18 protein-coding genes are annotated in these 26581 nt (G+C 38.1%); 12 read left to right on the top strand and 6 right to left on the bottom strand.

All coding sequences use genetic code 11. The features are described from left to right. Nucleotides 1-26 precede the first annotated feature (26 nt). A complete protein-coding gene (gene pnp, locus AAOP42_RS20175; RefSeq protein WP_349530394.1) occupies nucleotides 27-2171 on the top strand; it encodes a polyribonucleotide nucleotidyltransferase in 2145 nt (714 codons plus the stop codon). Between the two features lie 156 nt (nucleotides 2172-2327). On the opposite strand, the gene AAOP42_RS20170 is transcribed toward pnp, so the two are convergent. The 3 genes from AAOP42_RS20170 to tilS all read right to left on the bottom strand — a co-directional run bounded on the left by AAOP42_RS20170 (nucleotide 2328) and on the right by tilS (nucleotide 5206). Beyond that, nucleotides 2328-3254, bottom strand: coding sequence for a malate dehydrogenase (locus AAOP42_RS20170; protein WP_349530393.1), 927 nt, complete (start codon nucleotides 3252-3254; stop codon nucleotides 2328-2330). 106 nt (nucleotides 3255-3360) lie between these two features. Beyond that, complete coding sequence (locus tag AAOP42_RS20165) at nucleotides 3361-3885, bottom strand: cyclic nucleotide-binding domain-containing protein (protein ID WP_349530392.1); 525 nt, start codon at nucleotides 3883-3885, stop codon at nucleotides 3361-3363. Continuing rightward, the gene (gene tilS, locus AAOP42_RS20160; protein WP_349530391.1) at nucleotides 3869-5206 is read right to left on the bottom strand and encodes a tRNA lysidine(34) synthetase TilS; all 1338 of its coding nucleotides are present in this window, start codon (nucleotides 5204-5206) and stop codon (nucleotides 3869-3871) included. Before tilS ends, AAOP42_RS20165 begins: the two co-directional genes overlap by 17 nt. An 86-nt stretch (nucleotides 5207-5292) precedes the next feature. Between tilS and AAOP42_RS20155 the strand changes: the two genes are divergently transcribed. The 5 genes from AAOP42_RS20155 to porD all read left to right on the top strand — a co-directional run bounded on the left by AAOP42_RS20155 (nucleotide 5293) and on the right by porD (nucleotide 10350). After that, nucleotides 5293-6951, top strand: a complete 1659-nt coding sequence (locus AAOP42_RS20155) for an OstA-like protein (protein WP_349530390.1) — start codon at nucleotides 5293-5295, stop codon at nucleotides 6949-6951. Between the two features lie 79 nt (nucleotides 6952-7030). Further along, entirely contained in the window at nucleotides 7031-7909 is an 879-nt protein-coding gene (locus AAOP42_RS20150) for an outer membrane protein assembly factor BamD (protein WP_349530389.1), read from the top strand. 7 nt (nucleotides 7910-7916) lie between these two features. Further along, a complete protein-coding gene (locus AAOP42_RS20145; protein ID WP_349530388.1) occupies nucleotides 7917-8237 on the top strand; it encodes a DNA-directed RNA polymerase subunit omega in 321 nt (106 codons plus the stop codon). Nucleotides 8238-8255: 18 nt separating this feature from the next. Continuing rightward, nucleotides 8256-9458 carry a bifunctional phosphopantothenoylcysteine decarboxylase/phosphopantothenate--cysteine ligase CoaBC gene (gene coaBC, locus AAOP42_RS20140; RefSeq protein WP_349530387.1) on the top strand — a complete coding sequence of 401 codons (1203 nt, stop codon included), beginning with the start codon at nucleotides 8256-8258 and terminating at the stop codon, nucleotides 9456-9458. Beyond that, nucleotides 9451-10350 carry a type IX secretion system protein PorD gene (gene porD / locus AAOP42_RS20135; protein ID WP_349530386.1) on the top strand — a complete coding sequence of 300 codons (900 nt, stop codon included), beginning with the start codon at nucleotides 9451-9453 and terminating at the stop codon, nucleotides 10348-10350. The genes coaBC and porD overlap by 8 nt, the downstream gene beginning before the upstream one ends. Before the next feature lie 25 nt (nucleotides 10351-10375). Here the strand turns inward: porD and mutS are convergent, their stop codons facing one another. After that, complete coding sequence (gene mutS, locus AAOP42_RS20130; RefSeq protein ID WP_349530385.1) at nucleotides 10376-12982, bottom strand: DNA mismatch repair protein MutS; 2607 nt, start codon at nucleotides 12980-12982, stop codon at nucleotides 10376-10378. A 509-nt stretch (nucleotides 12983-13491) separates the two neighbouring features. Here mutS and AAOP42_RS20125 point away from each other — a divergent pair. The 6 genes from AAOP42_RS20125 (at nucleotide 13492) to AAOP42_RS20100 (ending at nucleotide 23377) form a co-directional block, all read left to right on the top strand. Next, a complete protein-coding gene (locus AAOP42_RS20125; RefSeq protein ID WP_349530384.1) occupies nucleotides 13492-14136 on the top strand; it encodes an RNA polymerase sigma factor in 645 nt (214 codons plus the stop codon). A 163-nt stretch (nucleotides 14137-14299) separates the two neighbouring features. Continuing rightward, nucleotides 14300-15349 carry a FecR family protein gene (locus AAOP42_RS20120; protein WP_349530383.1) on the top strand — a complete coding sequence of 350 codons (1050 nt, stop codon included), beginning with the start codon at nucleotides 14300-14302 and terminating at the stop codon, nucleotides 15347-15349. Nucleotides 15350-15498: 149 nt separating this feature from the next. After that, entirely contained in the window at nucleotides 15499-18933 is a 3435-nt protein-coding gene (locus AAOP42_RS20115) for a TonB-dependent receptor (protein ID WP_349530382.1), read from the top strand. A gap of 9 nt (nucleotides 18934-18942) precedes the next feature. Then, nucleotides 18943-20877, top strand: a complete 1935-nt coding sequence (locus tag AAOP42_RS20110; protein ID WP_349530381.1) for a RagB/SusD family nutrient uptake outer membrane protein — start codon at nucleotides 18943-18945, stop codon at nucleotides 20875-20877. A 25-nt stretch (nucleotides 20878-20902) separates the two neighbouring features. After that, a complete protein-coding gene (locus tag AAOP42_RS20105) occupies nucleotides 20903-22099 on the top strand; it encodes a DUF5000 domain-containing lipoprotein (protein ID WP_349530380.1) in 1197 nt (398 codons plus the stop codon). A 27-nt stretch (nucleotides 22100-22126) separates the two neighbouring features. Next, nucleotides 22127-23377, top strand: coding sequence for a DUF4998 domain-containing protein (locus tag AAOP42_RS20100; protein WP_349530379.1), 1251 nt, complete (start codon nucleotides 22127-22129; stop codon nucleotides 23375-23377). Nucleotides 23378-23603: 226 nt separating this feature from the next. Here AAOP42_RS20100 and AAOP42_RS20095 read toward each other — a convergent pair whose 3' ends face one another. Next, nucleotides 23604-24587, bottom strand: coding sequence for a bestrophin family protein (locus AAOP42_RS20095; RefSeq protein WP_349530378.1), 984 nt, complete (start codon nucleotides 24585-24587; stop codon nucleotides 23604-23606). A 216-nt stretch (nucleotides 24588-24803) separates the two neighbouring features. Further along, the gene (locus AAOP42_RS20090) at nucleotides 24804-26345 is read right to left on the bottom strand and encodes a tetratricopeptide repeat protein (protein ID WP_349530377.1); all 1542 of its coding nucleotides are present in this window, start codon (nucleotides 26343-26345) and stop codon (nucleotides 24804-24806) included. Nucleotides 26346-26581 lie beyond the last annotated feature (236 nt).

Here is a 26581-nt window from a genome sequence, read left to right as displayed (position 1 = left end):
TTTTTGTCAAAATTTAAAAAATTATTATGTCATTAAATGTAGTAACCAAATCCATCGCACTAGCTGATGGAAGAGAAATTACGATTGAGACCGGTAAATTGGCCAAACAGGCTGATGGATCAGTTGTAGTTAGAATGGGAAACGCCATGCTTTTAGCAACAGTTGTTTCCAACAAAGAAGCCAGAGAAGGAGTTGATTTCCTTCCTATGTCCGTTGATTATCAGGAAAAATTTGCTTCTGCAGGTAAGATTCCCGGCGGTTTCTTAAAAAGAGAAGCCAGGCTTTCTGATATGGAAATCCTGATTTCACGCCTGGTTGACAGAGCACTAAGGCCATTATTCCCGGATGATTATCATGCTGAAACACAAATCATGATTTCATTGATTTCTGCGGACAAAAACGTGCTGCCGGATGCACTTGCTGCACTTGCTGCATCAGCCGCATTATCCGTTTCTGATATTCCATTCGGTGGACCAATATCGGAAGTAAGGGTAATATTCAAAGCAGGAGAGTATTTGATCAACCCTACACCAACTCAAATAGAAGAAGCTGATCTTGAAATGATCATTGCCGGAACCATTGATAACATATTGATGGTTGAAGGTGAATTAAATGAAGTGTCTGAGGAAGTAATGATCGGGGCAATCAAAGCCGGGCACGAAGCAATTAAAGATCACTGTAAAGTGCAATTAGAATTAACAGAAGCAGTAGGAAAGACGGTAAAAAGAGAGTATTCGCACGAAACTCATGATGAAGGCCTTAAAGCTGACGTCAAAGCAAAAACTTACGATAAGGTATATGCTGTAGCTTCTGAAGGTATTGCTGATAAAGCACTAAGGAAAGAAAAGTTCGGTGCAATCAAGCAAGAATACATAGATTCTCTTCCTGAAGTTGCTGAAGGAGAAGAAACTCCCAGTGAATTTCTAATTGACAAATATTTTCATGATGTTGAAAAAGAAGCAATTAGAAATTCTGTATTAGACAACAGGATAAGATTAGATGGCCGTAAACTCAATGAAGTAAGACATATCTGGTCTGAAGTTGACTACCTGCCAGGTGCTCACGGTTCTGCGGTATTCACCAGAGGTGAAACACAATCATTGACTACCGTAACTCTTGGTACCAAGATGGATCAGCAAATGATCGACAGTGCTATGAATTCCGGATACAACAAGTTTATGTTGCATTATAATTTCCCTGCATTTTCTACAGGTGAGGCCAGGCCAAACAGAGGACCTGGCAGAAGAGAAATAGGACATGGTAATCTTGCATTGAGGGCTTTGAAAAGAATGATCCCTCAGGGAGATGAAAACCCATATACAATTCGTGTAGTATCTGATATACTGGAATCTAATGGTTCTTCATCAATGGCTACTGTATGTGCTGGTTCTCTTGCGCTAATGGATGCTGGTATTAAATTGAAATCACCAGTTTCCGGTATAGCGATGGGTATGATTTCTGATCCTGAAACTGGAAAATATGCTATTTTGTCTGACATTCTGGGAGATGAAGATCACCTAGGAGATATGGACTTTAAAGTAACTGGTACAGACAAAGGAATCACTGCCTGCCAAATGGACATCAAAGTAGATGGGCTTTCTTATGAAGTATTGACGGAAGCATTAATGCAGGCTAAAGAAGGAAGAGAGCATATTTTAAATGAAATAAGAAAAACCCTTTCTGAATCCAGAGAAGACTTGAAACCTCACGCTCCACGCTCATTCACTATGAAAATAGAGAAAGAACTAATTGGTGCGGTGATAGGGCCAGGTGGTAAAATCATTCAGGAAATCCAGAATGAATCCGGTGCTACTGTAGTAATTGAAGAAGTTGACGGTAAAGGCATAATCAGTGTATTTGCTGTCGATGGTGACTCTATGGCTGATGCTATCCGAAGAATCAAAAATATAGTGGCTCAACCTGAAGTTGGAGAAACCTATACTGGTAAAGTAAAATCCATCATGCCGTTTGGTGCATTCATTGAGTTTATGCCGGGTAAAGACGGGCTACTTCACATTTCTGAGATCAAATGGGAAAGAGTAGAAAAGATGGATGGAATAATGGAAGTAGGTGAAGAAGTAAAAGTTAAACTGACTGAAATTGACCCTAAAACAGGTAAATTCAGATTGTCAAGAAAAGTATTACTTCCTAAGCCTGAAAAAGCAGAATAGAAGTAATCTTAATCATATTTTAAAAAACCACCGATTGAACTAACAATCGGTGGTTTTTTTGTAATAAAACTTTTCATTTATTTCGTTTCATAGCACAAAAAAAGAGCCAGCCATAAATGACCAGCTCCAATATTTTATTCTGAAAACAGAAATGAATTACAATTCTAATGCGTCATTCATTTTCCTGACTGCTGCGGCACTTGCTTCGAATTTGGCTTTTTCGTCATCAGTCAACTTAAAGTCAACTACTTCTTCCCATCCGTCTTTACCGATAATTACAGGCACACCAACACAAATATCTTTTTGTCCATATTCGCCTTCAAGATACACAGAAGCACTCATCAACTTCTTTTGATCTCTAACAATAGCCTCAACTACCGCTGCACCTGCTGCACCCGGAGCATACCATGCAGATGTTCCCAAAAGGCCTGTCAATGTAGCACCACCTACCATAGTAGCAGCAGCAACTTCTTCCAGCTTTTCAGCAGACAGGTAGTTAGATACAGGCGTAGAATTGTAAGTAGCCAATCTCGTCAATGGTATCATAGTAGTATCACCATGGCCTCCGATTACTACTCCTTGTACGTCGTTAGGGTTGCAGTCCAGTGCTTCAGACAATCTGTAACGGAACCTTGAACTGTCTAAAGTACCTCCCATTCCAATTATCTTGTTTTTTGGCAAACCACTTGTTTTAGCAGACAAGTAAGTCATGGTATCCATTGGGTTGGAAATTACTACCAAAACCGCATCAGGAGAATGTTTTACCAAATTTTCCGTTACTGATTTCACAATACCGGCATTAGTACCGATCAGTTCTTCTCTGGTCATCCCCGGCTTTCTTGGAATTCCAGAAGTGATCACTACTACAGTCGAACCTGCCGTTTTGCTGTAATCTCCGGTGGTACCAATTACCTTGCTGTTAAAGCCATTCAATGTAGCACATTGGTTGAGATCCATGGCCTTACCTTCGGCAAAACCTTCTCGGATATCAAGTAATACTACTTCGTCAGCCAATTCTTTCATGGCGACATATTCGGCTACACTGGCACCTACATTACCAGCTCCTACTATTGTTACTTTCATTTTATATTAAAATTTTAATGTGAATAGAATCCTACGAATTAGGATAGCAAAAGTATGAAAATATTGTTCAATGATGAACTAGAAGCGATTTTTTGGAGTCAGATTTTCAATGACTCTTGTCATAAACCATACCTAAATCAAAAAATCCGAAAGCAGATCTGTATTTTTTAAATAAAGTGGAGGTGTATTCATTGTACAACTCTGAAAAAGAAGTCATGATCTTAGCCCTAATTTGCGGATGGTCATCGAGTATGTCCAATAGATTGGCTTGAGGGATCACATACAAATCTGCTTTTTCAGAAACTACTACCGAAGTATAGATCCTTTTGGTATTATTCAACAAGGAATTGTCTCCAAAAGCTTCTCCCGGTCTCACATTAGTTAACTCCTCAAATTTGTCATTAACATCCACACGAAGTGATACTTTTCCGTTTTTTACAATATATAATGCGTAGCTGGGATCTCCTCTGAAAAATACCACTTCATCATGATTGAAAGTACGCAGGTACATACACGGTGCGATTTGAGACAGTTCGTCATAGTTAAGGTTTTCGAATTGCCTGATCTGAGACATGAACCTGAACAGGCTCATTTCCTCGGTACTGTATCTTTTCTTAAATGGATTGAACATCTGATTTTTCTATAATAAGCACCAGCTTGGTTTGGGGTGTGATTTTGTATCGATTGTCAATTCTATAACCTGCTATCCATACTATGTCTCCCTGACTCTCCAGCAAAACCACTCTGTTTTTCAAGTTTACGGGAATTTTTTCGTCAATCATAAAATCACTCAGCTTTTTTTTTGAATTCATTCCCAGCGGCATAAACCAGTCTCCTTGTTGCCAGTTTCTTATTTTCAGAGGGAAAACGAGTTTGTCAAAATCAAGACAGGCAAATTTCGGGTTTTTGATCATATTGAATTTCTCAACTGGCATTCTCGTCATTTTATAAACTGATGCAGCCACTTCAAAAGTACAATCCTGTTCCTCAATTTCGATTAGAATATCTTCATTTTCTGAAATAGGATAAACATAAATATTGCTTCTGTCAACATTTAACTTAAACCCATCAGAATAGAACACTTTTCCTGAAAGTCCAGTCAATGAATGATAAATAGAAGAAACCTGATCGTAGTTGAACCCAAACTCCTTTAATATACCTTCTAAAATAACTATACTCCCTTTTTGATCCACCATCCAGTCTGTCAATAAAATATGACCTCCCGATATCGATGACAAGTACCGCATTTTGATCTTTTCTATTTCAGAACCAATCAATTCTTCCATTGCCCGGTATCTGGTGGTATTTCTCAACATGGTTTTATCAATGCCAGGATTAATTTGTTTAAGACGAGGAACTACCGAATGACGAATCAAGTTGCGATTGTACTTTTCATCACTATTGGAGGAATCCTCCCTCCAACCTATATTATTCTCCTTGGCATAAGCCACTATTTCTTGCCTGGTTGCAAAAAGTAATGGCCGGGTTATCTTTCCATTTATCATTGGAATTCCTCTCAATCCCGAAATACCACAGCCTTTAGTGATGTTATATAGAATTGTTTCTGTTTGATCGGAAGCATGGTGGGCAGTTGCGATCTTGTCATATCCATATTTATCGCAAATACTATCAAACCAATTATACCTTAAATCCCGCGCAGCTTGTTGAAGAGATGTTTTTTCATCCTTAATGTATTGATAAGTATCAAACCGTTCAATATGACATTGCAGTTTCAGAGCATTAGCAGTTCGAACCACTAACTCTTCATCACCATCAGACGCTGTACCCCTTAACTGAAAGTTACAATGAGCTACACCAAACTTTAAATCCGAATTTGCCATCAAATGCATCAACACCATCGAATCCACTCCTCCACTCACAGCCAACAGTATTTTATTGGCTTTAGAAAAGAGATTGTTTTGAGTACAGAAATTTTGAAATTTATAAAGCATTCAGGTATTGATTCAGAATTATAAATCAAACTTAGGTTTTTTTCGTTATTGATCCGATATAGTTTTGCACAGATATAACTTGTTAGATGAGGTTTTTAAAATTTCTCCCATTACTTCTTATCGTTTTTGCCCTTCAATGGGAAGCCTATGGCCAAAAAAGACCCAGATACAAGGCAGATGTCGTGGAGTATCACGGCAGAGGAAAAGTTAAATTCAGAAAGCTTATAGGAAATGTTGTCTTTACGCATGAATCAACCGTAATTCATTGCGACAGTTCCTATCAATACACCAAAGACAACAGGTTAGAAGCTTTTGGTCATGTTCATATCAAAGACGGAGACTCTGTCACCATTACATCTAAAAAACTAGTCTATGAAGGAGCAACAAGACAGGCAAAACTCAGGGAAAATGTGGTATATAAAAACGGAGGAAGAACCCTCTACACGGATATACTTGACTATGATCTGATTGAAAAAATTGCCGATTTCCGAGATCACGGAAAACTAATAGATGCAGAAAACACGCTTACCAGTGACAATGGAAGGTTTTTCTCTCAAATAAACTACGCAGTATTTTATAAAGAAGTGAAACTTGTGTCTCCAACTTATGATTTGGAAGCAGATACACTCGAATACTCCACCACTACCAAAATAGCCATTACGAAAGGTCCTACTAAAATTATTACGGATGACAATACTACCGTTCATGCCCTTGGAGGTGAGTTTAAAACCGCAGTGGATGTCACCATTTTTGATGAAGGAGTCATAGAAACAAAAGAATATATTTTAGAAGGGGATGAGCTCTTTTTAGATGATGCCACCAAATTTTATACTGCCATTGGTAATGTAAAATTGACATCAAAAAATGAAGATGTGGTCATTATCGGAAAAAAGGGAATCTACGACCAGTCAGCCGGAAGAAGTAAGATTTTTGGTAATCCCGTAATGAAAAAACTGATGGAGTTAGATACCTTCTTTTTAGCTGCCGATACTTTGGTGGCAATCGAAAGTGAGATAGAAGCCGACAAAAGAATCCTGGCATACTACGATGTGAAATTGTTCAAAAGCAACTTACAGGGCAAATGTGATTCAATGTCCTATTTCATGTCAGATTCTATGATTGTAATGTATGACGATCCTATACTTTGGAATCATAAGAGTCAGATAGAGGCTGATTCCATCGATCTCTATTTAGTAAATGATATTATTGACAAAATGAAGATGAGGAAGAGTTCATTTTTAGCATCTGAAGATACTCTTGGGCAGTTCAATCAGGTAAAGGGGCGAAATATGACAGCCTATTTTGATCAGGGAGCTATTAGTGCCATGGACATCAATGGAAATGGTGAAAGCTTGTATTATTTACTGGAAGGTGACTCCATTATGCTCGGTATGAATAAAATATTATGTGGTGATATGCGAATCATATTTAAGAATGGAGACCCTCTGACTATTTCCTTCTACAACCAACCAGAAGCTGAGTTGATTCCTCCACATGAACTTAGCAAGGACAAAATGAATCTGGAAGGGTTTGTCTGGCGAAAAGCTGAAAAGCCTACATTGGAAGATGTAGTTTCCTATTATAGAAAAGAAGGATATGTGGAAAAAGACGTTATGGAGAAAATAAAAGAAGTTCAAAAACAGTATAAGGTAGATGAAAAAGTGATTCCGGCTGAAATAAAAATGCCTGACAAAGAAAAATTCAAAAACAGAAATATACCGAGATTGAAGAATACAGAATTTTGAGAGTGACAAGCAACTTTTCTTTTTACAACTTCATTACCAAGTTACAGTTCAGCCATAAGTAACATTTTTTAAACAAAACATGCCAGAAGAACAATCTTTCCCAATAGGTATTTATAATAAAGCCCCTTATATTTGCAGCCCTATGCGAAAAATGAGGTTATTTAGCGTTTATCTGGCTCTTTTGGTCATGATTTTGATGACTTCCTGTAGTAAATTCAGGAAAATTCAAAAAAGTGCTGACTGGAAAGAGAAGTATGATGCTGCTTTGGTGTATTACGAAGATGAGGATTACTACCGTGCCGGAGTATTGCTGGAAGAGATATTGCCAATAATTCGTGGAACCAAAGAAGCCGAAAAAGCAAACTTTCTACACGCATATACCTACTATTATCAAAAGCAATATTTGTTAAGTGCCAACTATTTTAAGAATTTCTCGGTAGTTTATTCTCGAAGTGAGTTTGCTGAAGAGGCTGCCTATATGAACGCCTATTCGTTGTATCTTCAATCACCAGACTCCAATCTGGATCAGACTAGCACTTACGATGCAATTACCGAATTTCAAAACTTCATCAACAATCATCCTCATGGCGAATACACCGACAAGGTAAATGACATTATGGATGAAATGCAGCAAAAACTGGAGATAAAGGCGTTTGATAATGCTAAACAATACCACAAGTTAAGAAGGTATGAAGCCGCATTGATTGCGTTTAAGAATTTCGCTAAAGAATTTCCTGATTCTAAATTAAAGGAAGAAGCGTTGTTTTTATCTGTCGATACACAATACAGTTATGCTAAAGCAAGTATTGACTTCAAACAAAAAGAGAGATATTCAAAAGCCGTAGAAATCTACGAAGAACTAATAGACAAATACCCTAATAGTGAGTTTTTAAAACGTGCAGAAAGCATGTATTCTGATTCACTGAATGAAATAAGAAAATTAACTGCAAAAAAATAATACTAATATGGCTAATCCATCAATTGTAACCAGAGATATCGAGTCATTTTCAAAATCAACTGGTAATGTTTACAAATCTCTTGCTATAGTATCAAAAAGAGCAAGACAAATTTCAAGTAATGTCAAAGAAGAATTGAGCGGTAAATTGGCTGAATTTGCTTCTACGGTTGACAACCTTGAAGAAATCTTCGAAAACAGAGAGCAAATCGAGATTTCTAAATTCTATGAAAGAATGCCAAAACCTACAGCAATAGCTGTTGAAGAATTTCTTGAAGACAAGATATTATTCAGAGATCCTGAGAAGGAAGAAGGCGGAATTAGATTATAATTAAATAATTTTACCCTCATGATAGAGGGAAAAAAGATTTTACTGGGAGTATGCGGCAGTATAGCCGCATACAAATCCGCATTTTTAGTAAGACTTCTTGTTGGCCTGGGTGCTGAAGTGAAAGTAATAATGACCACTTCAGCCACTGATTTTATCACACCTCTCACACTAGCCACGCTTTCTAAAACACCCGTTTCTTTAGATTTTGTCAAAAACAAAGAAGGTGAATGGGAGAATCATGTAGAACTTGGACTATGGGCTGATCTCATACTAATAGCTCCAGCCAGTGCCAACACCATTGCCAAACTGGCCAACGGAATTTGTGACAATCTTCTATGTGCTGTGTACCTGTCGGCAAGATGCCCTGTAATGCTGGCTCCTGCGATGGATTTGGATATGTATCAGCATTTATCCACGGTTGAAAACCTCAGCAAACTGCAAAAATACGGCAATCAAATACTGGATGCTGAACATGGCGAACTGGCCAGTGGACTGGTTGGTCAGGGGCGTATGGCTGAGCCGGAGAATATTTTGGAACACATCAAAACCTTCTTTCAAAACAAACAAAAACTGGTTGGTAAAACCGCTCTGGTTACTGCCGGGCCTACGCACGAACAAATAGACCCAGTTAGGTTTATTGGCAACAATTCATCAGGAAAAATGGGAGTTGCCATCGCAGAAGTACTGGCAAATCAGGGAGCAACGGTTCATCTGATATCCGGTCCCGGTGTTAAGGACATCTCTCACGAACACATCTCATCACACAAGGTAAAATCAGCTGACGACATGTACGAATGTGTCAATGGTCTTTTTGACAAAGTGGATATTGCAGTGTTTGCCGCTGCTGTTGCCGATTACAAACCTTCAACTGTTGCTCTACAGAAAATCAAGAAATCGGATAGCACCATGAATATTGAGCTGATTAAGAACAAAGATATTGCGGCTGAGATGGGAAAACTGAAAAAAAAGGGTCAGTTTACGGTTGGTTTTGCTCTGGAGACAGAAAACGAAGAGATGAATGCAATGGAAAAATTGAAGAAGAAGAATTTTGATATGATTGTATTAAATTCTCTCAACGACAATGGGGCAGGATTTTCACTTGATACCAATAAAATAAGTATTTTCAGCGTTAAAAATGAACCAAGACATTTTTCATTGAAAACGAAAAAGCAAGTAGCTGAAGATATTGTTGATAACATAAATGAGCATCTTAATGCATAAAATTATAATTCCCATCTGTTTCCTTATATTATTTTGCCTACCGGGGTATGCACAAGAATTAAACTGTAGGGTAAGCGTAAATGCTCGTCAGATTCAATCCACAGAAAGAAAGATATTTGAAGAGATGGAAACGGCTTTTAGTCAGTTTATGAATAACAGAAAGTGGACTGATGATGAATTTGAATTGGAAGAGCGTATCAACTGCAATATTATTTTAACCCTGGAGTCTCAACCTTCCATTGGAAATTTCACAGCGACGGTTCAGGTATTGTCTGCACGACCCATCTATGGGTCTGCTTATGAATCCGTTCTTTTAAACTTTGCTGACAGGGATTGGGCTTTCGAATACACCCAGTCTCAACCTTTACAGTACAATGACAATACATTTATCTCCAATATCACTTCTTTGTTAGCATACTATGCCTATTTGATCATTGGCTTTGACTATGATTCCTTCGAAAAAATGGGAGGCGATACATACTTCAATAAAGCATGGCAGGTAGTCAACAGTGCCCAACAATCCGGATACACCGGATGGGATCAGTTCAATAGTATTAGAAACAGGTATTGGCTTGCCGAAAACATCATCAATGCACAATTAAAGCCATTGAGAGAATCTATTTACGAATATCACCGTCAGGGGATGGATGTAATGATAGACAACCCTGATGATGCCAGAAAGACGATGTTAAACACCCTGAAGGAAATTCAAAAAGTAAATAAAATAAAACCACGTTCTATCCTGACCATCTCATTTATGGATGCCAAATCCAAAGAGATCGCCAACATCTTTTCCGACGGAAACCTAAGTGAACGAAGAGAAGCTTATGCCATACTTCAGGAAGTTGACCCAAGCCGGGGGAAGGAATATGATAAAATCATAGGAAAGTAAATACTGAATTTATTCAGAGAAATCACTATTTTCCTTTCAAGATACTTTTAATCTCATTAAGTTTCAAAAGTGCCTCAACAGGAGAGATGGTATTGATATCCAGCTTGTTCAATAAACTCAATACTTCTTCATAGTGAGGATCAGATTCGAACATGCTCAACTGAAAATTGTTTTTAGGAAGACTTTGTATCTTTTGATCGTGCTGTTCTTTGATCTTGTCCTTTTCCAAATGATGAAGGATTTCATTAGCCCTGATCACCACTTCGTTGGGCATACCTGCCATTTGAGCCACATGAATACCAAAGCTGTGCTCACTCCCACCTTCTTTCAGCTTACGCATAAAAATGACACGATTGTCCAGTTCCTTTACAGACACATTGAAGTTTTTCACCCTTGGAAAATCTTCTGTAATCTGGTTCAACTCATGGTAGTGTGTGGCAAACATTGTTTTTGCCTTGTATTTTGGATGGTTGTGCAAATGCTCCACAATCGACCAGGCAATGGACACTCCGTCGTAAGTACTGGTTCCTCTTCCAATTTCATCCATCAGGATTAGACTTTTCTCACTCAGGTTGTTGAGAATGCTTGCTGTCTCAGTCATTTCGACCATAAAAGTGGACTCCCCTTTCGACAAATTGTCTGAAGCACCTACTCTTGTAAAGACTTTATCTACAATGCCTATTTTGGCGTAAGTTGCCGGAACAAACGATCCCATCTGAGCCATCAGCACTATCAATGCAGTTTGTCTCAACAGGGCAGACTTACCCGCCATGTTTGGCCCTGTAATCACCATTATCTGCTGAGATATGTCATCCAAAAATACATTGTTGGGAATGTACTGCTCCCCAACAGGCAACTGCTGTTCTATCACAGGATGCCTGCCTTCTTTGATGTCGATCAGGTTTTCCTCCGTGATACCCGGTCTGCAATAGTTGTTTTTAACCGCAATTTCCGCAAAAGACGACAGGCAGTCGATCATACCTATTGTCTTGGCATTTTGCTGAATTTCAGACACATAGTCAGTAGAAAATAAAACCAAATCCCTGAACAGAGATTGTTCTATCACATGAATTTTATCCTCAGCATTCAGGATTTTATCCTCGTAGGTCTTTAGTTCTTCGGTGATGTAGCGCTCAGCATTTACCAGTGTTTGTTTCCTGATCCATTCTTCCGGCACCTTGTCTTTGTGGGCATTACTTACTTCCAGGTAATACCCAAACACTTTATTATAAGCGATTTTCAAAGAAGATATCCCTGTACGTTCAACTTCTCTTTTTTGAAGTTGAAGCAGATAATCCTTTCCGGAATAAGCAATTTTCCTCAATTCATCCAGCTCTTCGTGCACTCCATCTTTGATCACATTTCCAAGATTGCTAAGGATAGGAGCATCTTCTTTTAGCTCCAGCTCGATTTTCTCCAGTAAGTGACGGCATGGATTGAGTAAATCTGAATATTTTTCAAGTGTTTTATTTTCCGAAGTTTTCAGTGCCAAAATAATAGGCTCAATATTGGTCAATGCCCTTTTAAGTTGCACAAGCTCCCGTGGGTTGATCCGTAACACAGACACTTTGGAGATCAACCTCTCCAAATCTCCTATTTGCTTAAGCAATTCTAATAGGCTTTCCTGTAGTGCAGGTCGCTCTACAAATGCCTCTACAACAGACAATCGTTCTTCTATTACTGCCTTGTCCTTCAATGGAAGAACCAGCCACTTTTTAAGCATTCTGGCACCCATTGGGGTCAATGTCTTATCCAGAATATCAATGAGTGGTGTTCCATCCGACTGTTGCGTAAAGAGCAATTCTAAATTCCGGATAGTGAATTTATCAAGCCACACATATTTATCGGCCTCAATTCTGGAAATGGACGAAATATGATTGACTTCTTTGTGTTCTGTTTCTTCCAGGTAAAAAAGGACAGCTCCTGCAGCACAAATTGCATCCGTCATTTCTTCTATACCAAACCCTTTCAGGTTGGCCGTTTTGAAATGAGACGTCAGTTTTTCATAGCCATAGTCAAGCCCAAAAATCCATTCTTCCAAACAGTAAGTGTTGTACTTGTCTTGCAGTCTGGATTCGAATCTTTCTTTGAATTTTTTACAATAAATGACTTCAGAAGGATTGAAACTTTGCAGCAACTTGTCGATGTAATTTTCACTGCCCTGAGACACCATAAATTCCCCGGTACTCAAATCCAACAAAGAGATTCCAATTTTTTCTTTACCGAAAGAAAGGGCTGCAAGATAGTTGTTGCTCCTTTGGTCAAGCACATTGTCGTTCATCGACAAACCCGGCGTAACCAGCTCAGTCACTCCCCTTTTTACTATGCCTTTTACTGATTTCGGATCTTCCAGTTGGTCGCAAATCGCCACACGATTGCCGGCACGTACCAGTTTGGGTAAATAGGTATCCAAAGAATGGTGTGGAAATCCTGCCAACTCAATATGAGAAGCCGATCCATTGGCCCTTTTTGTCAGTACTATGTCCAGAATCTTGCTGGCTCTGATGGCATCCTCCCCAAAAGTTTCGTAAAAATCCCCTACCCTAAAAAGCAACAAAGCACCGGGATGCTTCGCCTTTATGGCATTGTATTGCTTCATCAATGGGGTTTCCTTTATCTCTTTTGCGGCCATCTGGAATTTTTCTAAAAGCGAATTTAAGAAGACCAGCTTACTAACCGTAAGGACGGGATTCCTTTTTTTTTATAAGGTATGGAATTTCTTCTTTACTCCATTACTTTTTATACATACGTTGATTGTCAAGGCGCAATGTTTATTGCCTTTTTCATTGTAAAAATTTGTAGCCTTTGCAGGTCTTGTGCCCTTCAACCATATTCTGCCTCAAGTGTGAAAGAATTTATTTTTTTCAAACGAATTTGTTGCATGATACTTAATCAAAGGGAGAACTTAATTGAGCTAAATGAAAATAGTCTTATTAGTGATATTGTTAATTTAGTATTGTGCAATTTTTTTTGGCTAAACTACTACCAACAAATGTCGGTGGAAATAGGCATACAAGTACGATCTCAATAACCCTTCAAGCATCAGTTTACCTTAGTACAAATTGGGTGAACAATCCCTTTTATGAGAAAACCTTATATTTGTGAATTATCCCCACTATTACTTTTGCGGAGTTTGTCTCTATGGATTTGAATAACCTTATTTCAGTAAAAAGTGCTGTAGATTTTGATAAGCTAAAGAGTAGCTTGTCAGATACCCATTCTGATATTGATCTATGGACCTCAATAAGGGAGGGTAGTTCAGAAAGCTTAGTCAAATTATACAAAAGGCACTATCATATTCTGTACTCTTATGGAATGAAGACTTGTGCAGATAGTGAACAGACAAAAGACTGCATTCAGGAACTATTTGCCAAAATATGGGCTTCACGCAATAACCTCAACAAGGTTAAGAAAGTGAGGTCATATCTTTTGCAGTCTCTATGGAATGCCCTTATCAAAGAAAAGAAAAAGATTGCTCACAGAAAAGATGAGTTTAATTATAAAGAGTTTCAATTTGATGCTGTATTTTCATTCGAACAGACATTGATCGACGAGGAAGAGGAAAAAATACGTAATCTAAAGGTTGAAAAGTCCTTGAGCACTTTGAATAAAAACCAGAAAGAAGTGATCTATATGATGTTTTATGAAGGATTGTCCTACAAGGAAATAGCATTAAGAAAATCCATAAACTCACAGTCTGCCAAAAATATTGTTCATAGAGCCATCCAGAAATTAAGATCAACTATTATAGGTATTACAGCCATAATGTATTTCCCCTTCTATTGAGTATTGATTCATACCAATGGTTTTAGACAGGCTCTTAGATGAACTGTCATGTGCCATATTAATTTCCCGTTGTACCCCACTTCTGACAATTTCCCTAAAAAAAACAAAAAAACTGAGTACCAAATGACACGATTGGTATCATGTATATAGAAAAAGCCAGGTTATGAAAAAGATACAAGAATATACTCTGCAAGATTTAGTGTTAGACGAGTCCTTTCAGAGGTATATCAGGGATGGATCCGATGTTGACAAAGCATTTTGGGAAGAGTATTTAATACAAAACCCTAAAAAAGAAAGTTTAATCATCGAATCTAAAAAAGTATTAAATCAAATCTATGAATTCCTTCCGCCCGAGGAATTCAAACAGGAATTGGAGAAATTCATCTCAATTGTGGAAGCAGACAAAACCACTTTCATTCAACCTGAAAAAAAACGATCATTCAGCTATTATGCTATTGCAGCCTCTGTTAGTGCTATTTTACTTATTTCACTTGTATGGATTTTCTCTCATCAACTCACCCAGCCAAGCCAGAAAACTGAGGTAGTGTCTATTGTAGAACGCAGCACCGAAAGAGGGCAAAGGTCTAACCTTGTGTTGAGGGATGGAACTAAAATTAAGCTCAATGCTCAGAGTTTTTTGAGCTATCCCAAAAACTTTAAGAAAAACCTAAGGGAGGTACATGTAACCGGAGAAGCATTTTTTGAAGTAACCAAAGACGAAGAAAGGCCATTTATAGTCCACTTGGGCGACCTCTCATTAAAGGTATTGGGTACTTCGTTTAACATTAGATCTTACCCCGATGAAAACAAACTGAAAGTGTCTTTGGCTACCGGAAAAGTAGAGGTTAGCCGAGATGGTGTAGTGGAAGCCTCACTTACTCCAAACATGGAAGCTGTTTACGATAGGTTTAGCAATGAAATCACCGTCTCTCAGTTTGATCCAAGATTAACACTGGCCTGGAAGGAAGACATCATCAGATTTAAAAGAGCCAATTTCACCGAAATAGTCAACGTACTGGAAAAATGGTATAATGTAGACATCAGTTATGACGAATCCATGGCTGCAAAAGACTTTACAGGAGAGTTTGAAAACATGGCACTGGAAGACATCCTAAAAGGGATGCAACACACCCTGAATTTCGACTATAAGATCAGAGGAAAAAAAGTAAAACTATTCACTAATAAAAGAAAAAATGAAAAACATAAACACTAGCTAAGACAACAGAAATAACAAAAAATGAAGCTCCCGATTCCCAGCTCGATACTAAGAAAATGAGAGCTTCACTAATAAAATAAAGATATGTTATACCTTATAATAATTGTAAAATTATGAAATATAAATTATTACAGAAAATTTATATTATGTCGAGATATACAATATGTGCATTGATACTGCAGGTCACTTTGGCCGGCATGTTGATGGCATCCGACGGAAATGCCCAGACCAACAAAGGAATGGAAGATGTTTTTCTGTCTCTTGAACTAAAAAACAAAACATTAAAGCATGTTTTTGAGCAGATAACTCAGCTAACAGATTTTAAGTTTGCTTATGAAGAAGGAAGGTTAGCCATAAACAAAAAGATAAGCCTAGAGGCAAACAATACGTCATTGAAAAAGATATTGTTGGGCATATCAAAAAAAAACGGGCTGAGTTTTAGGCGTGTAGGCAATCAGATTTTTGTAGTAAAACACTCTGGCACACCCCTAGTAGAAGAACTACAGATAGGAGCAGATGTTACCATATCAGGAAAAGTGACCGATGAAACTGGAGAGGGATTGCCTGGAGCAACTATCGTCCTAAAAGGTACTACAATAGGCACTACCGCAGCTTTAGACGGGAGTTACAAACTCAATATACCAGAAGAAGCCATCTTAGTGGTTTCGTTTGTAGGCTATCAAGCTCAGGAGGTAGCAGTAGCTGGTAGGAGTGTAGTAGATATACAGTTTAAGGCAGATTCAGAAGTACTGGAAGAAGTGGTGGTAGTTGCTTTTGGTGTACAAAAGAAGGAAAGTGTTATTTCTTCTATTGAAACTGTTCGTCCATCTGAATTGAGAGTTCCTTCCAGTAACCTTACCACCGCTCTTGCAGGTCGAGTGTCCGGCTTAATAGCTTACCAGCGTAGTGGCGAACCGGGACAGGATGATGCCAATTTTTTTATAAGAGGGGTAACAACCTTTAGCAACGTGGCTTCTCCATTGATATTGATTGATGGTGTAGAAATGACTTCCACTGACTTGTCACGACTTCAAACTGATGACATTGAGAGTTTCTCTATCATGAAAGACGCTGCTGCTACTGCATTGTATGGAGCTCGTGGAGCTAATGGTGTCGTGTTGGTGCAAACCAAAGAAGGAAAAGAAGGTAAAACCACAGTATCGGTACGTATAGAATCTTCGGTATCCATGCCCACGAGAGAATTGAAAATCGCCGATCCCATCACTTATATGAGGTTAAACAACGAAGCAGTCAGAACAAGAAATAAGCTAAGTGATGTGCCTTATTCTCAGCAAAAGATTGAAAACACCCAACTTGGCTTGAATAATTATGTTTATCCTGCTAATGACTGGCAAGATCTGCTTCTCAAAAACAACACGATGAACTATCGTGGAAATTTCAACGTAAGCGGTGGGGGTAAAGTAGCAAGGTACTATATCGCATCCTCCTTCAGTCAGGATAATGGCACTTTGAAAGTTGATAAAAAGAACAACTTCAACAATAATATTGATTTAAAAAAATATCTATTAAGATCTAATATCAATATTAATCTCACACCCAGCACAGAAGCCATTGTCAGGTTGCATGGCACTTTCGACGACTACAGGGGACCTCTTGATGGTGGTAAGGATACTTATCAAAAAATATTGAGAGCCGATCCCGTATTATTTCCAGCCTACTACGAAGCTGACGAAACTTATCAATATGTGGATCACATATTGTATGGGAATTCTGAACAAGGACAATACATCAATCCCTACGCTGATCTGGTAAAAGGTTACAAAGACTATTCAAGGTCTGTAGTATTGGCTCAGTTGGAGCTAAAACAAAATTTGAGTTTTATCGCAAAAGGCTTAAAACTTCATGCATTATTTAATCTCACCAGAACTACCTTTTTTGACTTGCAGAGATCTACAGTACCATTTTGGTACAATGTAGCTGATTATGACAGACAAAGCGATTCATATTCTTTAACCCAACTTAACCCTGGTCAGGGGCAGCAGTTTTTGTCTTATAACGACAGTGATGGTAAAAAGGAGATAGCCGCAACCAATTACTCTCAATTCACACTGAATTACGACAGAGAATTTAATAAGCACTCCATAAGCGGTTTGTTGGTTGGTATTCGTCGTAGTAAACTCACACCCAATGCTGGTTCATTACAGGAATCTTTGCCAGAAAGAAACCTTGGTGTTTCAGGTCGATTTACTTACTCTTTCGATAGCAGGTATTTTACTGAATTCAATTTTGGTTATAATGGTTCGGAAAGGTTTGCTAAAAATGAAAGATTTGGATTCTTTCCTTCTGTAGGTTTAGCATGGTATGTATCCAACGAACCCTTTTGGGGCGGTAATCTATCTTCTACAATATCAAAATTAAAATTGAAAGCAACCTACGGACTTGTGGGTAACGATGCTATTGGAAACAAAGTTGATCGTTTCTTTTACTTATCCAGTGTGAATCTGAATGATACAGGGTATGGTTACAGTTACGGAGAAAATGCGGGCTACTACGTGCCTGGAGTCAGTACATCACGATATGCCAATAACCAGATTACATGGGAAATCGCTCAGAAGCTTAATATAGGTGTAGAATTAGGATTATGGGATAAAGTTGAATTTAGAGCAGATATATATACCGAACGCCGTTCCAATGTATTACAGACTCGTGCCGACATCCCTACTACTATGGGCTTGCAAGCTACACCACAGTCAAACCTTGGTGTAGGTAAAGGCAGAGGATTTGATTTATCAATAGACTACAACCATGCTTTTTCTAGTGAATTGTGGGTTACTGGAAGAGCTAATATAACTTATGCCAAGTCAGAATATTCGAAGTACGAAGAAGTAGATAATTCTGAAACTCCTTGGTTATCCAGAATAGGCCAACCAATAGGTCAAACCTATGGCTATATAGCTGAAAGATTGTTTGTTGATGATATTGAAGCTCAAAATTCGCCTACTCAATTTGGTAACCCCGGTGTAGATTATGGAGGGGGAGATATCAAATATAAAGACATCAACGGTGACGATATTATTAATTCCTTAGACAGAGTGCCAATAGGATTTCCAACGAGTCCTCAGATTGTTTATGGTATGGGATTGTCCGCCGGTTACAAATCATGGGACTTTTCTTTCTTCTTTCAAGGACTTTCCAGAGAAGCATTTTTTATTGATCCTCAAGCCACAGCTCCTTTCATAGATGTAGATGATGATGCAAGCGTAATATCGAAAAATGCCTTGTTGCAGGTCTATGCTGACAACCATTGGGATGAAGAAAATAAGGATATATATGCGCTTTGGCCAAGATTGTCAGATAAATTGGTGACAAATAACAATAGTACGAGTACCTGGTGGATGAGAGATGGTTCCTTTATACGTCTTAAATCAGTTGAATTGGGTTATAACTTACCTCTGCGAATGGCTGAAAAACTCAGTATGAGTAGTTTTAGGCTATATGCTTCAGGAACCAATTTGCTTACCTTCAGTAAATTCAAATTGTGGGATCCAGAGCAAGCAGAAAATGGTCTGGGTTACCCTATCCAGAAAGTATTCAACTTAGGTATCAAAGCTTCATTTTAATTTTCAATTATGAATTTAAAGAAATATATACTTGTACTTTTCATTACTTGCATAAGTTTTTCATGCAGTGATTATTTAGATGTCGTTCCAGACAATTTACCCACAATTGATATAGCGTTTTCAGATAGATCCAGCACCGAGAAATACCTGGCTACATGTTATTCGTATATGCCAACATACGGTCATCCTTCCACTGATTTTACCTTACTGGGTAGTGATGAATACTGGACTTTGGAAGACCCATATTATAATGGTGCCACTTCAAATTTCAGAAGCCATAATTTGATGAGAGGAATACAAAACGCTGGATCTCCTTCCTTTGATTATTGGAGTGGAAGAAATGGAGGTAGGCCTTTCTATAATGCTATTAGAGACTGCAACGTTTTCTTAGAAAATGTACACAATGTGGGTGGAGACCTTAGTGAGGAAGAGGCTGATTTGTGGGCAGCAGAGACTAAGGTGCTTAAAGCATTTTACCACTTTCAGTTGATGAGAATGTACGGTGCAATACCTATCATTCGAGAAAACTTCCCTATTGCAGCAGATACCGATGACGTAAGGGTGTTCAGAGAGCCTTTTGACGAAGGCATTGATTATATAGTAAGCCTTATCGACGAGGCTGTACCTAATTTGCCTTTGCAAATCGTGAATGTAACTACAGAATTAGGACGTGTTACCATTCCCATGGCACTTACTCTAAAAGCTTTGATACTTACAACTTCAGCTAGTCCTTTGTTCAATGGTAATTTAGATTTTGCAGGATTGGTAGATAATAGAGGCATATCATTGTTCAATGATCAGCATGACAACAAGAAATGGGTAAGAGCCGCTCAAGCTTGCAAATCGGCGATAGACACTTGTCTATTAGCTGGTCATGAGTTTTTCGACTTCAAAGAGTTGAATTATTTGTCGGATACCACGCAGAGATTGATGTCTCTCAGACAGGCTGCCACAGAAAGGTGGAATAAAGAGATCATTTGGTCAGCCAATAAAATGAGTACAAACGAATTTTATAATCGTAGTATCCCACCGCTTAATGCAGCTCAGGCTGGTTATAACAAAACAGATCCCTATATCTCAGCTTCGTTGAGAATGGTGGATGCTTACTATAGCAGTAATGGTGTACCAATAGACGAAGACCCCTCTTTTGATTATATCGACAGATATACCATCACCTCAGCCCCGGCTGATCACACACACTATGTATCTGCCAATTATCAAACGGCTAAAGCAAATTTGAATAGGGAGCCTCGCTTTTATGCTAATGTGGTTTTCGATGGAGCTATATGGTTTGGCAATGGTAGATTGAGAGAAATAGGCGATCCTAATTCTTCTCCAAGTGAGCAGGCTTATGTTATCGGGATGAAAAGAACAGAGCCAAGTGGCAAGAGAAGTGGTCTTAGACATGCGGTTACGGGGTATTGGACTAGAAAGGCTAGTCATTATAAAAGCGTCGTTTCTGAATCTACAAGCCTAATAGAACCTTCCACGTTTCCCCTCATGAGACTCTCGGATTTATACTTGTTATATGCTGAGGCACTCAATGAATCTTTGGATGTGCCTAACACTGATGTATATGAGTACATTGATTTGGTAAGAAAGCGTGCTGGCCTGAAAGGTGTGGTGGAAAGCTGGACGAATCATTCAAATATACCGGGAAAACCTACAACCAAAGAAGGTATGCGTGAAATAATAAGAAAGGAAAGAACAATAGAATTGGCCTTTGAAGGTAAGCGCTACTGGGATATCCGTCGCTGGAAAACTGCTTCAAAATGGCTAAACCAACCAATAAGAGGACTTAATGCCAACGGAGAAACTGCGGAAGATTTTACGCAAGTAAAAACACTATTCGTGCCTCAGTTTACCACCAAAGAGTATTTGTTTCCTATAGCACTGACCGATTTGCGTACCAACACTAATTTGGTGCAAAACCCAGGTTGGTAATTTGTTTTACAAAAAAATCATTAATATGAAAAAGATAAAATATATATTAATGTTTCTTCTTGCCTTTAGTGCATTCTCTTGTGAGGAAGAAACAATTAGAGGACAATTTCCTGTAGATGGTATAGCACCTCAGGTGGTTAGTAATGTAGAAGTGAAAAACATCAAAGGTGGCACTATATTAACTTATAAAGTGCCAACTGATTTGGATTTGTTGTATATAGAGGCTGAATATGAAGTAAATAATGGAAAAAGAAGACTTAAAAAAGTATCCAGTTTTGTCAACAATATGGAGCTACGTGGTTTTGCCAAAGCTACCCAAGCTCAGGTTAAGCTCACCTCGGTAGACAAAAGCAAAAACAGGTCAGAATCGGTGACAGTAGATATCAGCCCAGAAGATTCTCCAATTTTTGAGATAAAAGAATCTATTCAGCTGGAAACTTCTTTTGGCGGATTCAAAATAGCTTGGGAAAACCCCTTGCAAGAACAAATTGCAGTCAGGACATTAGCTAAAAGTGAAGACGGTAAATTCCTACCGACTGCTGATGCTTTTTTTGGAAATGATGCGAAGGTGAATACTGCCGTTCGTGGACAGAAAGGAGTAGAAACAGAATTCGCCATTTTTGTAGAGGATATTTACGAAAACCAGAGCGATACTTTGTTTTACACAACAACTCCCTTGCGTGAGGACTTTCTGGATGCAAGTATTTGGAAGGAAATGACACTTTGTTCCGATTTCCGATATTCTCAATATAATAAAGGATGGTCTACGGTACTAGATGGGAAAAAAACAGATGATTTAATTTACTATTTGGAAAGAAATGGAACGGATGAACCTATCTCATTTACTTTCGATTTAGGCGTAGAAGTTCAATTGAGTCGTTTTAAGTATTGGGCCAGGCCAAGGTTTCCTTATGACTTACATCACGCACGTTTTTTCGAAGTTTGGGGTACCAATGATGCAGACGTTGCTGTTGGCGATCCATGTAGTTTTGATGGATGGACATTATTGATGAATGGAGAATCTGTTAAACCTTCAGGTCTTGATTATGGCTCTGTTACCGAACAAGATGTACAAGCAGCTCATGAAGGTGAAGAATTTGAATTTCCAGTAGACGGGGTCCCTTCAGTGAGATATTTACGCTATCGCTGTTTGGAAACATGGTCCAAATCTAACAAGCTCAATGTTGAAGAGTTGGATATTTGGGGTGAGATTAAAGAGTAAAGTAGTTACACGTGTAAAGTATTTAATATGAAAAATAATATAATATTGGCAATAACGATCACCTGCCTTACTCTTATCTATGGTTGTGGTGATATCAACGATATTCATGAAATGTATATGACTGAGGGTGAACAAAACTTTATCGGGGCAGTTGATAGTGCCGTAGTTTTTGGTGGAAAAGAGCGTATTCAACTTTGGTATTGGGCCTCTGACTTAAGAGCCACAAGTCTTAAAGTATATTGGTCGCAAAGACAGGATTCTATTGACATTGACATTCCTGATCGTCAAGTGGATGAAGCCATTAGCGTGATCATTGGTAACGACCAGTTGAAGTTACCGGAAGGAGCTGTAACCTTCGAGCTAGTAACCAATAGTGATAAAAACGCCAGATCCATCTTGTATGAAAAAGTAGGAAACGTATATGGAAGTGCCTATCAAACTACTTTAAGTAATAGACGGTTGGTTGGGGCAACCCAATCAGAAAGCAATACTGTAGACCTAAGCTGGTCTGCCTTAACTTCAGATCAGGAAGTTGCGCTTGAGTTAAGTTATACTGACGTGAATCAAAATGTGGTTTCAAAATTGTTTACTTATGAGACGGATACTTTTCAGTATTCCCTTAATAATGTTGATTTTAGTCAGCCAGTTACGTACAGAACGGCTTTCGTGCCAGAACTCGGAGCAATTGATACTTTCTTTACAGCCCCAAGTCAACCAATTCAAATACTGGCTAAGGCTGATCGATTTACTTTTGACACTTCTGTGGACTTTTTTGTGAAAACCGCTAATGGTGATGACAACCTGGCATCAGAAGTTTTGGAAGTAAAAACTACCACAGATTTAAATACCCGTCGAACATACATGGTAGTAGATTTCACTAGTGTAAAAGATAATATATCAGTGGATGATTTAGTATCTGTCAATTTACCAGTTGTGTTTTCTCATAAAGAAGATTTGAATGCAATTAACGTTTATATTGTAGATCAGGTAGTAGATTACTCCACTACCTGGAACACTCAACCGGCAGTAAACACCTGGGTGTTTGCTGGAGCCACTCCTTCTCAAAATTTCGGCGTAGATACAGATGCAAATACATTGCACAAACTAATCTCTGTGGATATTACCGAAGAAGTGCAGACGAGGCTTGCTGAAGGAAATTATGAGTTTAGTCTGGTGGTAGTATTTAGTCAGGTAAATAATGCTTTTTTTAGGATAGCTTCATCGAGACACTCCAACACTAGCCTGAGACCTACTATAGGTGTAAGAGGGTATTTGTAAATTAAAGGAGGCATAGATTAATGAAAAGCGGAAAATGGCTCATACCACTTTCCGCTTTTTTTCTGTCCACTTCATCAAAGTGAAAGAAAAATTTGCGAAAGTACCATCTTAAAGATTATTTTTCTTTTTTTCTTACCCTGTTTTCTTGCCTCAGATTACTTTTTAAACTAACCCATTTCCTTACTTTGCAGTCTTTACAGATCTTAAGGCCTTCAAGTGTATTCCACTACATCAAAAAACCATTTTCCTCTTCCTCTGGCTTGGGAATATTTTCATCGTTGATCATCTCCCGCAAATCTATCTCTATGGCTTTTGCTATAGAGGTAATAGGTACATCGTTATAAGAGCCTTCAAATGGATTTTCAGAATAATCACCAATTTTTTCCATTAAGAAGAAAATCCAGATAATCAAACCGGAAAGAAATGGAGAGAGCCAATATGCCAAACCGTTCATGTCCTTAAAGCCATTTAACAAACCGAATGGCACAAAAAAGGAAAAAACGATGGTCATCCAAAGTGCTGTTGAGGCGTATTGGCGAGGGAAAGGAAAATTTTTGATTCGTTCGGATTTACCCTGATCTTCATAAAATGTAGTGACGAGTTTGTGAAATTCCATGTGCCGGAAATCTTCATAAGCACTTTTGTCTTTCAATTCCTGAAACCTTTGTGATTGAATTTTCAGCAACTGGGTAGCCTTATTGGCCTTGTTTTCAAGCGATTGAATTTCCTCTTGCGAAATGTACAAGCTTAGTTCCTGATCCAATTTTGAATTGTAGTCCTCAGTTATATTAGGAGCATAAACTTGAGCCCGGCTTTCAATATGTTCCCAAGGCTTACTCAACCGTAACTGATGCCTAAGTACAGTGAGCCATGCGATGTGTCTGTATATCAATTCCTTTTGAATGGCGATACTGTCTTCAATTTGGACAAATGACACAACGGCAGCACCAAATGTGCGGCTATTGTTCACAATGCTCCCCCATATTTTTCGAGCTTCCCAGGTTCGGTCGTAACTACTGTTGTTCTTAAATCCAAGGTAGAACGCAACGGCTATACCCATGATGCTTATAGGACTCCAGGGAATAGAAAAATCAACCTTTGAAAAAAATGAGAGCAAACAAATGACAAAGCCATAAGCCGTACCCACTATAAATGGCCACTTTGACCAATTAAATGTCATCCAAAATCCATAGTTCCTTTTTACGTACATCTCTGTTTAGTTTTTAATGGTTTACCCATTGATTTTTAGTTTTTAATGCAAATTAGCAAATTATTAGAATCGGATTCTATATTTTATATTTCAAACAAAAGCATGAAAATTACTTTAACGTCCAGATACAGTACCCACTCTTGGACTTATTTAATTTCTTCTAATTAGCGGATTTACATGCCAGTTTCAAACTGACAGGTATGAGGAATACGCATATCATTTGTTAACGGCTTTTCTTAGCTCATTTAATCTATTTATTGCATTTTGATTTTGAGGATACAATTCCAGTGATTTCTCAAAACTCTGTATAGCCTTCTTACTTTCACCAATAAATAAGTATCCCTCAGCAAGACTATCCCATAGGTTTGCTGATTCAGGATAAATGATTGTGGCTAATAGAAAAATGCTTATACCAAATTCTGATTTTTGTGGATTAAAAATGAGTTGTAGTCCAAGGTTATTAAGATTTCCTTCTGGTAATTCTAATGTTGGATAAACATTAATTAACGAATCATACAACTTCTCAAGATTCTTGTAATTCTTCCTGGAAGCTGTATCATTAAAATCCCGGAAGCTGAATTTTCGATTGGCAGCTGGTTTTGTTGTTTTAGAAATTAATCTGGTTTGATTGGTATTTTTATCTGGCTCTCGTCTTAGAAATTCTAATCCATGTGAGTCATTTTTTAGGTAAGCATTTAGAAAATTAAGTGTGTAAATGGACATCCATCTATACGATTCCATAATCTCAACATCACTCTTGTCCTGTCGTTTGTCTCTGGTTTGAAATAAAACACCCAGCGTGCTGAAATATGAATGAGTCAAATTGTGAAATTGGAAATGGTATGCCTCACTATATTTTAGATTGTCATAGAATTCAAATTCTGTATTAAGTGCAGAATCTATTTTATCTTCAATTAGAACTTCGTGTGGAATTTCTTTTTGAGAAAAATGAATAAAAGGGACATTTACTTTTTCAATGTTGTGAAATGGTGATTTTTTTAATGTTTTGTATTGATATTTGATACTTCCGTCAAGGCTCACAATGGCTCTAATATTATCGTCCCTCATTTTAGCCAATACATTGGATAAACCTCCGTAACTAAATCCTATGGTAGCTATTTTATTCTGATCAGCATAAGGATATTGCTTGATTTCCTTTATTAGAAATTCAATATCCTGCGCTTGAGTTTCCATGTCTTTTTCTGTTCCACCTTCAAAAAAACGGTTTTCAGTTCCACGACTTGGACTGGAAATTACTACATATCCATAACTGGCTAAAAATTCACAAAGAGCAAAATTTTCAATGGAGGATGCCTGATAACCAGGTGCGTAAACTATAGCAGGAAATTTCTCTTTCGCTGGAATAATTTCGGGATACGCTGAAGTAGGCTCCTTAAGGTGATTTTGATTGGATGGTGTATTGGGATAATAAAACCAGTTCAAAATTTGTTCGTCCGGAAGATGTTCCCATTCCTCTTCTTCCTTTAGAATATTCATATAATCCAATACAACTAGTGATTCAATGCTCGAAATATTTTCATCTGAGGGATACCAAATGCTAACCGGAATTGGTCTTGGTATATTCACGTTTGTCCAGTCGTATATTCGGTTGTATGTTCTGGAACTGTCAAAAGTTTTATAATGAATAAATCCCACATTATGACTTCCGTGAATTAATTCCAATTGTTCAACTGACACCTGTGCTAAACTAAGGTTGAGCTGAATAAACAATAAAATCAGAAGGAAGGTTATTCGCATTTTATATGATTAAAGACTTTTGTTGTAAAGGTTGTTAGTAACAACCAAGTAAAATACACTCTGCGCTTTCTATATCTTTCAAATTAAGTGAATAACCCTACTTTGTCACATTATCCATAGCCTGTAACCAAATTTCTTTCGATCTGCCTTTGGTATTGATTTAACCAGTTCAAACAGTTTTCAATGGTAGCATCTTGAGATTCCCACCTGCTTACAATAGTAGAAGCGACCAGTTT

Origin of the sequence: Reichenbachiella sp. MALMAid0571, assembly GCF_040151475.1 — a bacterium.
Taxonomy (GTDB): Bacteria; Bacteroidota; Bacteroidia; order Cytophagales; family Cyclobacteriaceae; genus CAXBNB01.
This window is presented reverse-complemented; position numbering and strand designations above follow the sequence as displayed.